The following is a 13,423-nucleotide window of genomic DNA, read 5'->3' as shown; positions in this document are numbered from 1 at the left end:
CAGGATAGGACGAAAATCATGCGCGAATTGAGCATGATTTGCAATTATCATGCGTTTGTGCTCGTATCCCTCAAGAAATTCTCATTTCGACGAAGGAAACGTGCGTGTCTGCTTCACTGGATGCGATCGACCGAAACATCATTCGGCTTTTGCGGCTGGATGCGCGCATCAGCAGCGCCAAGATGGCGGAGACCGTCGGCCTGTCGGCGTCAGCCTGCCTGCGGCGTATCCGCATGCTCGAAGAAACCGGCGTCATCCGTGGTTATACGGCGCTGATCGGCTCGGCGGAGGAGGGGGCGACGCTGGCGGTGATGATCAACATCACGCTTGACCGGCAGACGGAGGACTATCTCAACCGCTTCGAAGATGCCGTGCGCAAACATCCTGAGATCAGAGAATGTTACCTGATGACCGGTGACTGGGACTATTTCCTGCGTGTCGAGGTGGAAAGCCCGCGTGAGTTCGAGCGGATCCATACCGAAATCCTCTCGAAATTGCCCGGTGTCAGCCGCATTCACTCAAGCTTCTCCATCCGCAATGCGCTGACGGCGCGCGGTCGCCGGCGATAGATGGGGCTTCCGGAGCGGTTGACGTCCATTACGGCCATTCGTGATAGTGGAAGGAGAGGCTTGCCTCCTGTCTTTCCGCCGCCTGCCGGAAGAGTTGCCGATACTGTGCTGGCGCATGGCCCGTCTTGCGTTTGACGAAGCGACTGAAATGCGCGGGGTCCTTGAAGTTCAGGCTGTCCGAGATGGTCTGCACCGAGGCGGGGGAGCGTTCCAGCCGCTGCAGCGCCTCCTGCAGCAGGCGGTCATGGACCAACTCCAGCGGCGATCGCTTCAGATGGCGGGTCGCGATGGCATGCAGGCGGTCCGGCGTGATCCCCAGTCGATCCGCATAATATGCGATCGGGCGATGGCGCCTGAACTCCGCTTCCACCAGTTGGCGGAAATGCTGCAGGACCGAAAGTCCGTCACCACCGGGGCCACCGCCCGTTTCGAAACTGCCCACCACGCGCCAGAACGACAGGCAGACCAGCCGCAGCAAAGCATCGACCGCCATGTCTACGGCCGGACGCTCCTCGTCCTGCTCATCCGAAAGAAGGGAAATCAGCATTTCCAGCCGCGCAATCAGCGGGGCGGGCAGGTCCGGTGCCAAGGTGAATGTAGAAAGCATCGAACGCAGCGCCGGCGTTTCCGGTTCGTCGCCGAGCGCCGATGACAGCTGCTCACCGGCGACGCTGAGAAGGCTGCCACGGGCACCAGCCTCCAGAATCAGTCTGCGCCCCTCTGCCGGTGGCATCAGTGCAAGCGCCGGTGCGTCGATGCGGTGTTCCTCGCCATCGATCGACAAAGTCGCCCGGCCGGACCGCAACAGAAAGAGGTGTGTCAGCCAACGCAGCGCAAGCGCACTTAGCGCCATCGTGCGCTGCTGCAGCGCCGGTTCCAGATGCATGAGCTTCACACCTTGCCGTCGCGCCCCTTGAGGCATGGCCTTCTCCCGTTGTTGCGTGACCAGAAATCGTCAAGGATTGACCATATAATGATATTCCTCTCCCGTTCAAAATAGTTAGTGTCGTCTACAGCCTTGGGAGGAGGCAAAAGGAATGGCAGAGGCAAACAGCCGTCTCACCGCGCGGGTCTTTCCGCAGCACGAACCCTTTCGTGCCGAGTTGCTGATCGACGGACGATCGGTCGCAGCCCGCTCGCGTGCCGTCTTCCAGCGCACCAATCCCATCACCGGCGAGGTGGTGACAATCGCGGCAGCCGCGAGTGCCGAGGATGTGGACGATGCCGGCTGCGCCGCAGCCGCGGCATTTTCAGAATGGTCCGTCACGCCTGCCGAAACGCGCGCGGCAATCCTGCGCCGGGCGAAGACACGCCTTCAGGAGCGGGCCGACGAGATTGCCCACATCATGTCGCTCGAAACCGGCGGCACGTTGGACTGGTGCCATTTCAACGTCGAACTCGCGGGCCGGATCATGGAACAGGCGGCTCTGCTTGCCGGGGAGGTCTCGCCCCCCCGCCTTCCAGAGGACATGTCGCCCACGGGATCGTTTGTCGTCCGCCAGCCGGCTGGCGTCTGCCTGGCGATAGCGCCCTGGAACGCGCCGATCGTCTTGGGCGTCCGCTCGTTTGCCTTCGCGATTGCCTGGGGCAACACCGTTATCCTGAAGACATCGGAACTCTGCCCGGCGACGCAGCGGGTGCTGGGCGACATCATGTCGGAGGCGGGCCTGCCGCCGGGCGTTCTCAACATCCTCTCCCACGCGCCCGAGGCCGCGCGCGACATCGTCGAGGCGCTGATCGCGCACCCGGTTGTGCGCCGTATCAACTTCACCGGTTCCACGCGCGTCGGGCGCATCATTGCGGAAATCAGCGCCCGGCATATGAAACGCTGCCTGATGGAACTGAGCGGCAAAGCGCCGTTGGTCGTGCTTGCCGATGCCGATCTCGATGCCGCGGCGGATGCGGCGGTGTTCGGTGCCTTCTTCAACCAGGGCCAGATCTGCATGTCGACGGAGCGGATCATCGTTGAAGAGGCGGTCGCGGATGCCCTGCTCGAGCGGATGATCGACAGGGCCAGAGCCCTGAAGGCCGGCGATCCGGCCTTTGCGCCCCAGCCGCTTGGCGCGGTGATCTCCGAAAGCGCCGGGCGGCGTCTCGCGGGTCTCGTCGATGACGCCACCCGCAAAGGGGCGCACGTCTGCCTCGGCGGAAAGGTGCTCGGAACACTGATGGATGCCACCATCATCGACGGCATCACGCGCGACATGCGGCTTTACCGGGAGGAAATTTTTGGCCCGGTGGCCGCCGTCATTCGCGTTGCGGATGCGGATGAGGCGGTCACCATCGCCAATGACTGCGACTACGGCCTGTCCGGCGCCGTGTTCAGCGAAAACCTCCCCCGCGCCTTCGATGTCGCGATGCGCATCGAGACCGGCATCATGCACATCAACGGGGCGACCGTAACGGACGACCCGGCCATGCCCTTCGGCGGCGTGAAGGCCTCCGGTTATGGCCGCATCGGCGGACTCTCGGCACTTGACGAGTTTACCGAGCAGCGCTGGGTCACGATGGCCCAGACAAAGCAGCAGTACCGGATCTGAACACACAGATCCCAGTTCACGATAACAACCAGAGAAGAGGAGATACCATGTTCGAAATCCAGCAGATCATCGGCGGCAAGAAGGTCGGGGCAGTGTCCGGCAAGACCTTTGACCGCGTCGATCCGTTTACCGGCAAGGTTGCCACCCGCGCACCGGCGTCCGGTCTTGAGGATGTGAAACTCGCCGTTGCTGCGGCACAGGCCGCCTTCCCGGCCTGGTCGCAGACCGGCCCCGGCGCCCGCCGCGCACTGCTTCTGAAGGCAGCCGATGTGATGGAAACGAAGGCCGGCCAGTTTTCAGAGCTGATGATCGCCGAAACCGGCGGCACTGCCCCTTGGGCGGGCTTCAACACCATGCTGGCCGCCGGCATCCTGCGCGAAGCCGCCTCGATGACCACCCAGATCCAGGGTGAGGTCATCCCGTCCAACAAGCCGGGCACGATCGCCATGGGCATCCGCCAGGCCGCCGGCGTCTGCCTCGGCATTGCACCCTGGAATGCGCCGATCATTCTCGGTACGCGTGCCATCGCCATGGCGATTGCCTGCGGCAACACCGCCATCCTGAAGGCATCGGAAGCCTGCCCGGCCATGCACGTGCTGATCGGCGAGGTTCTCGTCGAGGCTGGTCTGCCGGATGGCGTCATCAACGTCCTCACCAATGCGCCGGAAGATGCGGCAGTCGTCGTCGAAGCCCTGATTGCCGCACCGGAAGTGCGCCGCGTGAACTTCACCGGATCGACGAAGGTCGGCCGCATCATCGGCGAACTGTCCGGCCGTCACCTGAAGCCGGCTCTGCTCGAGCTTGGCGGCAAGGCACCGCTGATCGTCCTGGAGGACGCCGATATCGATGCCGCCGTGAATGCCGCAGTCTTCGGTTGCTACATGAACATGGGCCAGATCTGCATGTCGACCGAGCGCCTGATCGTCCATGAGAAGGTGGCTGACGAATTCGTCGCGAAGCTGTCTGCCCGCGCCAACTCCCTGCCGGCCGGCGATCCGCGTGGTCATGTGGTGCTCGGTTCTCTCGTCAACCCGGAAGCCGCACACAAGATGCAGGCCTTCATCGATGACGCGCTTGCCAAGGGCGCAACGCTTGCGGCCGGCGGCAAGGTGGAAGGCAGCGTCGTCTCCGCGACCCTGCTCGATCATGTCAAGGAAGGCATGCGCTCCTTTGATGAAGAAAGCTTCGGTCCGGTCAAGCCGGTCATCCGTGTGAAGGATGAAGAAGAGGCGCTGAAGATTGCCAACGATACCGAATATGGTCTCTCGGCATCGATCTACAGCCGCGACGTGAAGCGCGCCATGGATCTGGCTTCCCGCCTGGAATCCGGCATTTGCCACATCAACGGCCCGACGGTCGCCGATGAGGCGCAGATGCCGTTCGGCGGCGTCAAGGGTTCCGGTTACGGCCGCTTCGGTGGCAAGGCAGCGATTGCCGAGTTCACCGACCTGCGCTGGATCACCATCGAAGACCCGCATCAGCATTACCCGTTCTGAGCGGACGCCAGACGGCAGAATGAGCATGATGCCTGCGGCGGAACCCATCGTTCCGCCGCAGGTGTATCGGCGTACCGGATTCCCCGATTGTGGTGTGGCGGCTTTGCCGTGTGGGTGTTAATTCGAATGCGGGATGGAGTCCGGAATGTGCAAGCTGGCAAAGCGCAAGGCGCGGTCGGCTGGCAGCCGGAAATCTCTGGAACAATGACTGTTCTTGTGGGGTAGAGGAATGAAGATCGGTTCACCGAAAGAGACTTATGCCGGCGAGGCGCGCGTGGCCTTGACGCCGGACAGCGCATTGCAATTGCAGAAGCTGGGACATGAATGCCTGGTTGAGGCCGGCGCCGGCAAAGCGGCGGGTTTTTCCGACGAGGCTTATACCAAGGCGGGCGTGACGGTGGTCGACGATCCAGCCTCGCTGTTCCGTATGGCCGATGTGATCGCCAAGGTGCGTCCGCCGGAGCCATCCGAGGTGGATCTGCTGACCCCCGGCAAGACGCTGATCTCCTTCTTCTATCCGGCACAGAACAAGGACCTGCTGGAGCAGGCGAAGACGAAGGGCGCGACCGTCATCGCCATGGACATGGTGCCGCGTATTTCGCGTGCCCAGAAGATGGATGCATTGTCCTCGATGGCCAATATCGCCGGCTATCGCGCGGTGATCGAGGCCGGCAACAATTTCGGCCGCTTTTTCACCGGCCAGGTGACCGCGGCAGGCAAGATCCCGCCGGCAAAGGTGCTGGTGATCGGCGCCGGCGTCGCCGGTCTTGCCGCGATCGGCACCAGCGTTTCGCTCGGCGCCATCACCTACGCCTTCGACGTGCGCCCGGAAGTCGCCGAGCAGATCGAAAGCATGGGGGCGGAGTTCGTCTTCCTGGAGTTCGAAGCAAGCCAGGATGGCGCGGCGACCGGCGGTTATGCCGCCCCGTCCTCACCCGAGTTCCGGGAAAAGCAACTGGCAAAATTCCGGGAGTTGGCACCCGACATCGACATCGTCATTACCACGGCGCTGATCCCCGGACGGGACGCGCCAAAACTCTGGCTGGCGGACATGGTCGCCGCGATGAAGCCGGGTTCGGTGGTCATCGATCTCGCGGCCGAACGCGGCGGCAACTGCGACCTGACTGTCGCCGACCAAAAGATCGTCTCCGACAACGGCGTGACCGTCATCGGCTACACCGATTTCCCGAGCCGCATGGCAACCCAGGCCTCGACGCTCTACGCCACGAACATCCGCCACATGATGACGGACCTGACGCCGGCGAAGGACGGCGTGATCGTTCACAACATGGATGACGACGTCATCCGCGGGGCGACCGTCGCGCGGGATGGCGAGATCACCTATCCGCCGCCACCGCCCAAAATCCAGGCGATTGCGGCCGCGAAACCCAAAGAGAAGGTGAAGGAGCTTTCGCCGGAAGAAAAGCGTGCGGCGGAAGCCGCCGCCTTCAAGGCGCAGACGAAGAGCCAGGTGACGATGCTGGCCGTCGGTGGCGCGCTCATCCTGCTTGCGGGGCTTTATGCACCGGCGAGCTTCATGAGCCATTTCATTGTCTTTGTGCTCTCCTGTTTCGTCGGTTTCCAGGTCATCTGGAACGTGTCGCATTCGCTGCACACGCCGCTGATGGCCGTCACCAATGCCATCTCCTCGATCATCATCCTGGGTGCCCTGATGCAGGTGGGCTCCAGCAGCATCCTCGTGATCCTGCTCGGCGCACTCTCGGTCTTCATGGCCGGCATCAACATTTTCGGCGGCTTCATGGTGACACGGCGCATGCTCGCCATGTTCCAGAAGTCCTGACGGCGGGGGATAGATCATGGATTACGGTTTCACCACGGCCGCCTACGTCGTTGCGGCAGTTCTTTTCATCCTCTCGCTCGGCGGACTGTCCGGCCAGGAAAGCGCCAAGCGCGCCGTCTGGTACGGCATTGTCGGCATGGCGCTGGCCGTGCTCGCGACGCTGTATGGTCCCGGCGCCGGCAACTGGTTCCTGTCGCTGGTGCTGATTGCCGGCGGCGGCGCAATCGGCTGGGTCGTCGCCAAGCGCGTGCAGATGACCGAGATGCCGCAGCTGGTTGCCGCCATGCACTCGCTGGTCGGTCTTGCGGCTGTCTTCATCGGCTTCAACGCCCATATCGAACTCGGACGCGTTCTCGCCATGGACGAGGCGACGCGTGCAACGCTCGAGGGTTTTGCCGCGATCCTGGCGCACAAGAGCCCGGTCGAACAGGTTATCCTGAAGGTCGAGGTCTTCCTCGGTGTCTTCATCGGCGCCGTCACCTTCACCGGTTCGGTCATCGCCTTCGGCAAGCTCGCCGGCAAGGTGGATGGCAAGGCGAAGAAGCTGCCCGGCGGCCATGCGCTGAATGCCACCGCGGCCCTTCTGTCCCTGTTGCTCCTGGTGCTTTACGTCAACGGCGCCGGCATCTGGGCGCTGATCCTGATGACGCTCGTTGCCTTCTTCATCGGTTATCACCTGATCATGGGCATCGGCGGCGCAGACATGCCGGTGGTCGTGTCCATGCTGAACAGCTATTCCGGCTGGGCGGCAGCGGCAATCGGCTTTTCGCTGTCGAACGATCTCTTGATCGTGGTCGGCGCGCTCGTCGGCTCATCGGGGGCAATCCTGTCCTACATCATGTGCAAGGCGATGAACCGCTCCTTCATCTCCGTCATTCTCGGCGGTTTTGGCGGCACGACGGGTCCGCAGATGGAGATCGCGGGTGAACAGGTGGCGATCGATGCCGACAGCGTCGCGACCGCGCTGAATGAAGCCGACAGTGTGATCATCGTGCCGGGTTACGGCATGGCGGTGGCCCAGGCGCAGCAGGCCGTTTCGGAACTGACGCGCAAGCTTCGCGCCGCCGGCAAGGAGGTGCGTTTTGCCATCCATCCGGTCGCAGGCCGCCTGCCTGGCCACATGAACGTGCTGCTTGCCGAAGCCAAGGTGCCTTACGACATCGTGCTGGAAATGGACGAGATCAACGAAGACTTCCCGAACACGGACGTCGTCATCGTCATCGGTTCGAACGATATCGTCAATCCGGCGGCGCAGGAGGACCCGAATTCACCGATCGCTGGCATGCCGGTTCTGGAAGTGTGGAAGGCCAAACTGGTGATCGTGTCGAAGCGTGGCCAGGGTACCGGTTATTCCGGCATCGAGAACCCGCTGTTCTACAAGGACAACACCCGCATGTTCTATGGCGACGCGAAGAAATCGGTCAGCGAACTTCTGCCGATGATCAAGTGATGTGACACGGCAGGGCGCACACGCCGTCGTGTGTCCTGCCGTCTCATCCGTCGTTCGGAATGTTGAGAAGCACGCCGCAGGCCTTGCAATGCACGGCATCGGCATCATGGCGCTGAAGACCGCATTGCGGGCAGGGGAAATAGACCTTGTAGGGCCGGAACACGGCCTGCGCCAACCGGACGAACAAGGAAATCCCGATGATCATCGTCACCACCGAGGTGAGCTTGCCGAGCGTGCCGGGCAGCGTGATGTCGCCGAAACCGGTTGTGGTGATGGTCGCGACGGTGAAATAGAGCGCATCGACGAAACCTTCTCCCGGCTCCTGCCGATAAAAGAAGGCGGTGTAGACAAAGCCGGTGACGAGAAACAGGAAGACGGCAAAGTTCAGACAGGCGCGCACAACGTCCTGATAGGCGCGCCAGCCAGCCCGGCGCAGCCCCTCGTGCACCAATGGACTGTTGCCGATTGCCCAGATGCGCATGGCGCGCAGGAAGGCGAAGTTGAACAGCACGTCGGGAAACAGCAGGGTGACGAGGATGACGAGGTCGATCCAGGTCATCGACCGCAGCAAAAAACGCTTCCAGGATTGGGCAGACAGGGCTCGGGCGAAAAGCTCGATGCCGATCCAGCCGGCAATCGCGTAGTCGATGATGAGATAACTCGGGCCATTGCGCAGGTAGGGGCCGACGAGGAAGAAGGCGAGGATTGCCAGATCAATGCCGGCAAAGATCGCCTGCCAGCGCAGTGCCCAGCCGTCCCTGCCGCGCTCGATCCGTTGCAAGGTCTGGCGCATCCGGCTCCAGGGTGTGTCGATCAGGGGGGAAGGGGCGGTTTTGGGGCTATCCATGATGCTGAACTTAGCGGCGCCGTCACCGGCTTCAAGCCGGGCGCCCGTAGGATAAGCGGTCACGAACTAAAACGGGAGCGGGCTCGACCCCTGAGCCCACTCCCGTTCACGCGCCAGTGGCGGTGGATTTCATGTTACGTGATGAAAAGTCTCAGCAATGACCGACCGTCGCGGCAGCAAGCCGCTTCACTCCGTCATCAGAAAGATTGCTCGGAAATTCCGTCTGCAATGCAGCCACAAGTGTCTGCCGTGCCGAATCCACATGGCCGGCGGCCGATGTCGCGCCCAAGGAACGAGCAATGCCCTGCGCATAACCAAGCATGTTGATCAGCGCGAGATATTCCTCGCGTCTGTCCTGTGTCTGCACGTCAAGTTCCCGCCGCTTCATTCTGTTGCCCCCGCACTCTTGTGATGCAAACAATTGCACAGACCTGCGTTGCATGCGCGTTGCAAAGGCGTTGCACACGCAAAAGATGACGTAACGGCAGGAGGGCTCCATCAAAGTTTACGAATATACTCCATAAAGCGTCCGCCACAGTGGTGTGGCGTTGAATTTCCAGTCTTTCTCGCGAAAGTCCTGATGCTGCACCTCGGTCAGCGCCTTGACGAGAGCCAATGCATCCAACCGTTTCTGATCAACGGCGGCGGCCTTCAAGACCGGTGAGACCTCGCCGAAATCAAAGCCAGCGGTTGTCACGATGCTTCGCCAGGTTCGTTCCTTGTAGAAGAGGGTGCGGGCGCAGGCGGCAAGTTCGTCGGCTGCAGCCTGGCTTACCAGCGAAAGCGCCACGGCCCGAGCAAGCGTCGCTTCGACATTGACCATGGGTACGGTGACGGCTGGATAGTTCATCTCTGCCGGGCCGTGCAGCAGCGCCACATCCGCATCATCGACCCGGCGACCGTCCGCATACTCTGCGAAGATCTCGCCGATGCCGATCATGCCGAAGGGTGCACATTCGGCGGCGCGCAGTGCCCCCATGCTGGCTGCGCCAAAAACCGGGATGCCGCGCGACAGCGCAAACAGGATCTCCTTGTGCCAGATGGGGGCCACGTTTTCGAACAGGCCATCGATCAGTCCGATCGCGGTTGCTCCCTCATCCAGTGCGCGCATGAAGTCGCCCTGGCGGGCAGGGGGGCGAAGGGAGATCTCCGGGCTGACGTGGCGGGCAGCATCCGGCAGGCTGGGGCCGACAAACAACACCTTCATGAGAGCGCTTTCGACAGGGCCCGCATGCCGAACCGCTGGCGGCGGTCGCCATCGGGATTTTCCAACTGCGGCACGATGACCTTGGCAACCGCGGCGGGCAACCACTCCGGTGCGAGATCGACGGCATAAAGGCGGGTAATCGATTTCTGCGTCAGGTGTCGAACCAGACGTTCGAGGCCCTCCGTCGCCGTGCTTGCCGCATGGCGCGGCAGGTCCGACAGCGCGACATGGGTTTTAGCCGCAAAAGCCTGCAGGGTGTCGCCCGCGGCGGGTTTTTCGAACAACTCCGGCAGAAGGTCGTCGCGCGCGCCGCCGATAAAGGTCATGCGCGACTGCACTGCCTCGCTGATTGCCCGGGAGGCGGCGAGTTCCGGCTGAAGGGCCGCACCGCAGCCGAGCGTCACCTCCACATGCCGCAGCGGCGGAAAGGCAGGGCGATGTCTTGGCGCGAGTATCGCGGCAATACAGGAAAGGCCGAGATCGCTGGTGATATCGAACAGCGCGATCTCGAGATCCGCCCGTTCAATCCGCTCCAGCATGTCGCACAGTTCGGGTTCTTCGATACCCGCCGGGTCGAGACGCCGGGCAAAACGGCGGGCAGGTGCGGCGATCTGCCAAAGCGTCAGTGCGTCGCGCTCCACCCGCTCCATCAGTCCGTGAAACAGGGCTTCGTCGCGGGTATTGCCGGAAGCCAGCCCGTCGGACGACTGCCAGTAGCGCCGGTCGTCCTTAGTGCGGTCGAGATGCACCGCCTCGAAAGGCAGCAAGACGGGTTCGCCGGTCGAAAGATCGCGGCCCTCGACCCATTCGATGTCTTCACTTCCGCTCAGCGGCTGTTTCTTCAAAGCGAGAAGGGACTGCAGCGTGTCGAAACGCACACCGCGTTTTGCCAGTTCGTCGAGGTTGGCCGTGATGACCGTGCAGGTGGGGTTGGTTGCCACCGACCGTTCGATGGCCTCCATCGCCGCCGAGGTCTTGGCTGCCTCGTCGGTCAGCCCCTTGCCCTGGGCAATCACAATGGCCCGCGCATTGGGTGCGAAGGCGCACCAGACGGGAATGCCGATTTTATCGAGCCCGGTCTGGCTGGAGAGCCGCGTGATGCCGAGACGCAAGAGAAAGGGCGAGACCCGCTGAAGGGTCTCGCCCGCAGAGCATAGGCGATAGGAAGCAATGGCCACAGCGGGCTCAGCGTTCCAGGAAACCGCCTGCCATGTCGGATCCGTCACTGATGGCAACGGCCATCTTGACGCCGCGGATGACCGGCGCGTTTTCGTTCGTTGTCAGCGCCAGTTCCTCGCAGAGGGAAGCGTCGACCGGAGTAACCGTACCGGCGTCGAGATCGGCCATCCAGAGGCCGTCTTCACCGGGAATGCCAATGACTATAATGCGTGACATGGTGATTTCCCCTTTTGGTTTAGTAAAAAGTAACCGAGGACGTTGGGACTCTACCTGCTTGTTATTATTCGTAATGTCCGGTAGCGAGTGTCTCCATAGAGTCAACACCAACTGCAAGGTCGACATTCTTCACTATTGTCGCACCCTGCTTTCTCAAAGAATTAGCAGCCGCAAAGTCGGACCCCTCAGTGACTTCTAGCGAAGTTACAGTGCCGCTTGCAATATCTACTACCCAAAGCGCTTCTTCGCCACTTACGCCAATCACTACAACTTTCGACATACTTTTGCTCCGTGTTAAAAACCAGCCCGCATGAGGCCATCTCGGTAAAGTTCAGCTTGCCATTTATTTTTGTTAGGAATTACCTGCAGCCAGCGCTCCAGATCAAATCCCGGGTTATCTTTTAACACGCGATTGCGACATCTGCGTGCGCGTGCAACGTCGCCTAACATTCCCCAACAAGCCGCCGCGAGGCGATCTGCTGCGCTCGAATCGCGCATACGTTGAATATAGCCGATCGCGTCTTCATAGGAATGCAGAAAAAACGAAGCACCGGCCGCAGTCCAGAGGTACGCATCCGGCAGCGCCGGGTTGAGATCCATTGCATAGAGGATCTTATCTAGCGCTGCCTGCGGATTTCCGGCATGCACCAGACTGTCCGAATGGCTGTAAAGGACGTCGGCATAATGCGGCGACAGTGTCTCCGCGCTTCTCAATGCATCGACGCTTTCATCGATCTTGCCGAGATACAACCGGCTGACGCCCAGCTCTTTGTAGGCGTCGGCGAGTTGTTCATTCTCTGCCATCGCTCTCAGCGCAAGAACTTCCGCCTGCCGCAGCAATTCGGCGTCACCGCGCGCGGTCAGGATCCATTCCATACTCAATGTTCGCGAAATGCCGGCGAGCGCCATGCCGAAATTGCGTTCCTGGTCGAGCGCCTCGCGAAAATGCCGGCGTGCCTTGCGGACGGACGGCAGGGTGAGGTCGGTGAGGCACTGGATACCGCGCAGATAAGCGAAATAAGCCTCCGGCCTTGCGGTGAAATGCTCGGCATGTTGGGCATGGCTCTGCACCAGCTGCGAAACGGCGCCCTTGATCGCCTCCGCCATGTGGCTGCGCTGCGCGTTGACCGATTGCGGATCGAGCGGAAAACGGCTGGCCCAGAGAACCTCATCGGTCGGCATGAAGATCAGCTGCACGAAGAGCATGTCGTCGCGGCGCTTGGTGTCGAGCGCGTAGATTACCTTGTGGCGCTCCAGAAGCCCCGCCTTGTCCTTCGAGGCACGGATCTGTTCCGATGTGTAGGGTGCGACGACCGAAACCGAGCGGCTGGCGCAAAGATCGATCGTCAGATCCTCGATCAGCGCATTGGCAACGGAGCCAGCTTTCATCGCAGCCCCGTGCGTTTCCGGCGGCAGAAGCGCGACGCGCGGCGGTGTGATGGCGGGCTGTTGCGGCATGCCAGCCGCAACGATCCCGGTCGAGGTTTGCACAGTGGTCAGAGAGTGCATAGCCGGAATAAGGGCCGGTTCAGCCGGCACACTGGCCGGCGCCAGGTGCCGGCGCACCTCCTCGTCATGCGGATCATGCTCCAGCAGCAGAACGACTGCGCGATGAAGGTCGCTGCGCGCCTCGGCGGAACGTTCGGACCGGGCAACGGCAAACAGCAGCTCGCGCAGGTCCGCTGTCAGCTGGTCGCGCATGCGGCGCACCCAGGCGGCAAACGGCATCGTGCCCTGCGCTTCCGCCGGCAGGAACTGCCGGGCGACCGCGTCTGCGGTCGCTTTCAGCCGGGCAAGCGGCTCGCCCACACGGCCAGCGTCCAGATCGCAGGCGACAAGCTCGCGGTTGAGGCGCAGTGTGGCACCCTCTGCCAGGATCAGCGGCGCAGGCGATTCCGGCGTTGCCTTGGCGAGGCGCAACAGTGTCGAACGCAAATTGGTGTTTGCAGCCTCCGGGTGGGCCGGCCAGAACAGGCGGGCGATATCCCGGCGGGAAAGCGGTTGTGCGCTCTCATGCAGATAAGCGAGCAGATGCAGGCTGATCAGCGGCGCGCGCACCACCTTGCCCTGCCGGTCAGTCAGCTGGCAAGTGCCCAAGGTGGTGAGCGTATAGGTCAT

Annotated in this window: 13 protein-coding genes; 5 read left to right on the top strand and 8 right to left on the bottom strand. The window is 62.1% G+C overall.

What is annotated here, in order from left to right; all coding sequences use genetic code 11:
• The first annotated feature begins 104 nt into the window (after positions 1-104).
• Complete coding sequence (locus OU993_RS15835; protein WP_268158987.1) at positions 105-569, top strand: Lrp/AsnC family transcriptional regulator; 465 nt, start codon at positions 105-107, stop codon at positions 567-569.
• Between the two features lie 28 nt (positions 570-597).
• On the opposite strand, the gene OU993_RS15830 is transcribed toward OU993_RS15835, so the two are convergent.
• A complete protein-coding gene (locus tag OU993_RS15830; RefSeq protein ID WP_268158985.1) occupies positions 598-1,455 on the bottom strand; it encodes a helix-turn-helix transcriptional regulator in 858 nt (285 codons plus the stop codon).
• 151 nt (positions 1,456-1,606) lie between these two features.
• Here OU993_RS15830 and OU993_RS15825 point away from each other — a divergent pair, with 151 nt between their 5' ends.
• The 4 genes from OU993_RS15825 to OU993_RS15810 all read left to right on the top strand — a co-directional run bounded on the left by OU993_RS15825 (position 1,607) and on the right by OU993_RS15810 (position 7,856).
• Positions 1,607-3,109: an aldehyde dehydrogenase family protein gene (locus OU993_RS15825; RefSeq protein ID WP_268158983.1), complete on the top strand. Its 1,503-nt coding sequence runs from the start codon at positions 1,607-1,609 to the stop codon at positions 3,107-3,109.
• Positions 3,110-3,156: 47 nt separating this feature from the next.
• Positions 3,157-4,605: an aldehyde dehydrogenase gene (locus OU993_RS15820; protein ID WP_268158981.1), complete on the top strand. Its 1,449-nt coding sequence runs from the start codon at positions 3,157-3,159 to the stop codon at positions 4,603-4,605.
• Between the two features lie 229 nt (positions 4,606-4,834).
• Entirely contained in the window at positions 4,835-6,406 is a 1,572-nt protein-coding gene (locus OU993_RS15815; protein WP_268158979.1) for a Re/Si-specific NAD(P)(+) transhydrogenase subunit alpha, read from the top strand.
• A gap of 16 nt (positions 6,407-6,422) precedes the next feature.
• Positions 6,423-7,856, top strand: a complete 1,434-nt coding sequence (locus OU993_RS15810) for an NAD(P)(+) transhydrogenase (Re/Si-specific) subunit beta (protein WP_268158977.1) — start codon at positions 6,423-6,425, stop codon at positions 7,854-7,856.
• A 43-nt stretch (positions 7,857-7,899) separates the two neighbouring features.
• Here the strand turns inward: OU993_RS15810 and OU993_RS15805 are convergent, their stop codons facing one another.
• The 7 genes from OU993_RS15805 to OU993_RS15775 form a co-directional block, all read right to left on the bottom strand.
• Complete coding sequence (locus OU993_RS15805; protein WP_442792971.1) at positions 7,900-8,703, bottom strand: potassium channel family protein; 804 nt, start codon at positions 8,701-8,703, stop codon at positions 7,900-7,902.
• Positions 8,704-8,854: 151 nt separating this feature from the next.
• Positions 8,855-9,070 (bottom strand): hypothetical protein, encoded by a 216-nt coding sequence (locus tag OU993_RS15800; RefSeq protein WP_268158975.1) that lies wholly within the window; start codon positions 9,068-9,070, stop codon positions 8,855-8,857.
• Positions 9,071-9,208: 138 nt separating this feature from the next.
• Positions 9,209-9,910: a TfuA-like protein gene (locus OU993_RS15795; RefSeq protein ID WP_268158973.1), complete on the bottom strand. Its 702-nt coding sequence runs from the start codon at positions 9,908-9,910 to the stop codon at positions 9,209-9,211.
• Positions 9,907-11,088, bottom strand: coding sequence for a YcaO-like family protein (locus OU993_RS15790; protein WP_268158972.1), 1,182 nt, complete (start codon positions 11,086-11,088; stop codon positions 9,907-9,909). The genes OU993_RS15795 and OU993_RS15790 overlap by 4 nt, the downstream gene beginning before the upstream one ends.
• Before the next feature lie 7 nt (positions 11,089-11,095).
• On the bottom strand, positions 11,096-11,305 hold the full coding sequence (locus OU993_RS15785) for a hypothetical protein (protein ID WP_268158970.1): 210 nt from the start codon (positions 11,303-11,305) through the stop codon (positions 11,096-11,098).
• Positions 11,306-11,369: 64 nt separating this feature from the next.
• Positions 11,370-11,585 carry a hypothetical protein gene (locus OU993_RS15780; RefSeq protein ID WP_268158968.1) on the bottom strand — a complete coding sequence of 72 codons (216 nt, stop codon included), beginning with the start codon at positions 11,583-11,585 and terminating at the stop codon, positions 11,370-11,372.
• A 14-nt stretch (positions 11,586-11,599) separates the two neighbouring features.
• Positions 11,600-13,423, bottom strand: coding sequence for a hypothetical protein (locus OU993_RS15775; RefSeq protein WP_268158966.1), 1,824 nt, complete (start codon positions 13,421-13,423; stop codon positions 11,600-11,602).

Origin of the sequence: Rhizobium sp. SL86 (assembly GCF_026672545.1) — a bacterium.
Taxonomy (GTDB): domain Bacteria; phylum Pseudomonadota; class Alphaproteobacteria; order Rhizobiales; family Rhizobiaceae; genus Neorhizobium.
The sequence above is the reverse complement of the archived record's forward strand: the minus strand, read 5'-3'. Positions and strand labels throughout refer to the sequence as shown.

What these genes read in the sequence shown, in the direction of transcription:
- OU993_RS15830 (WP_268158985.1), bottom strand. Translation starts at nt 1,455, where the DNA reads ATGCATCTGGAACCGGCGCTGCAGCAGCGCACGATGGCGCTAAGTGCG.
- OU993_RS15825 (WP_268158983.1), top strand. Translation starts at nt 1,607, where the DNA reads ATGGCAGAGGCAAACAGCCGTCTCACCGCGCGGGTCTTTCCGCAGCAC.
- OU993_RS15820 (WP_268158981.1), top strand. Translation starts at nt 3,157, where the DNA reads ATGTTCGAAATCCAGCAGATCATCGGCGGCAAGAAGGTCGGGGCAGTG.
- OU993_RS15815 (WP_268158979.1), top strand. Translation starts at nt 4,835, where the DNA reads ATGAAGATCGGTTCACCGAAAGAGACTTATGCCGGCGAGGCGCGCGTG.
- OU993_RS15810 (WP_268158977.1), top strand. Translation starts at nt 6,423, where the DNA reads ATGGATTACGGTTTCACCACGGCCGCCTACGTCGTTGCGGCAGTTCTT.
- OU993_RS15805 (WP_442792971.1), bottom strand. Translation starts at nt 8,703, where the DNA reads ATGGATAGCCCCAAAACCGCCCCTTCCCCCCTGATCGACACACCCTGG.
- OU993_RS15795 (WP_268158973.1), bottom strand. Translation starts at nt 9,910, where the DNA reads ATGAAGGTGTTGTTTGTCGGCCCCAGCCTGCCGGATGCTGCCCGCCAC.
- OU993_RS15785 (WP_268158970.1), bottom strand. Translation starts at nt 11,305, where the DNA reads ATGTCACGCATTATAGTCATTGGCATTCCCGGTGAAGACGGCCTCTGG.
- OU993_RS15780 (WP_268158968.1), bottom strand. Translation starts at nt 11,585, where the DNA reads ATGTCGAAAGTTGTAGTGATTGGCGTAAGTGGCGAAGAAGCGCTTTGG.
- OU993_RS15775 (WP_268158966.1), bottom strand. Translation starts at nt 13,423, where the DNA reads ATGACCTATACGCTCACCACCTTGGGCACTTGCCAGCTGACTGACCGG.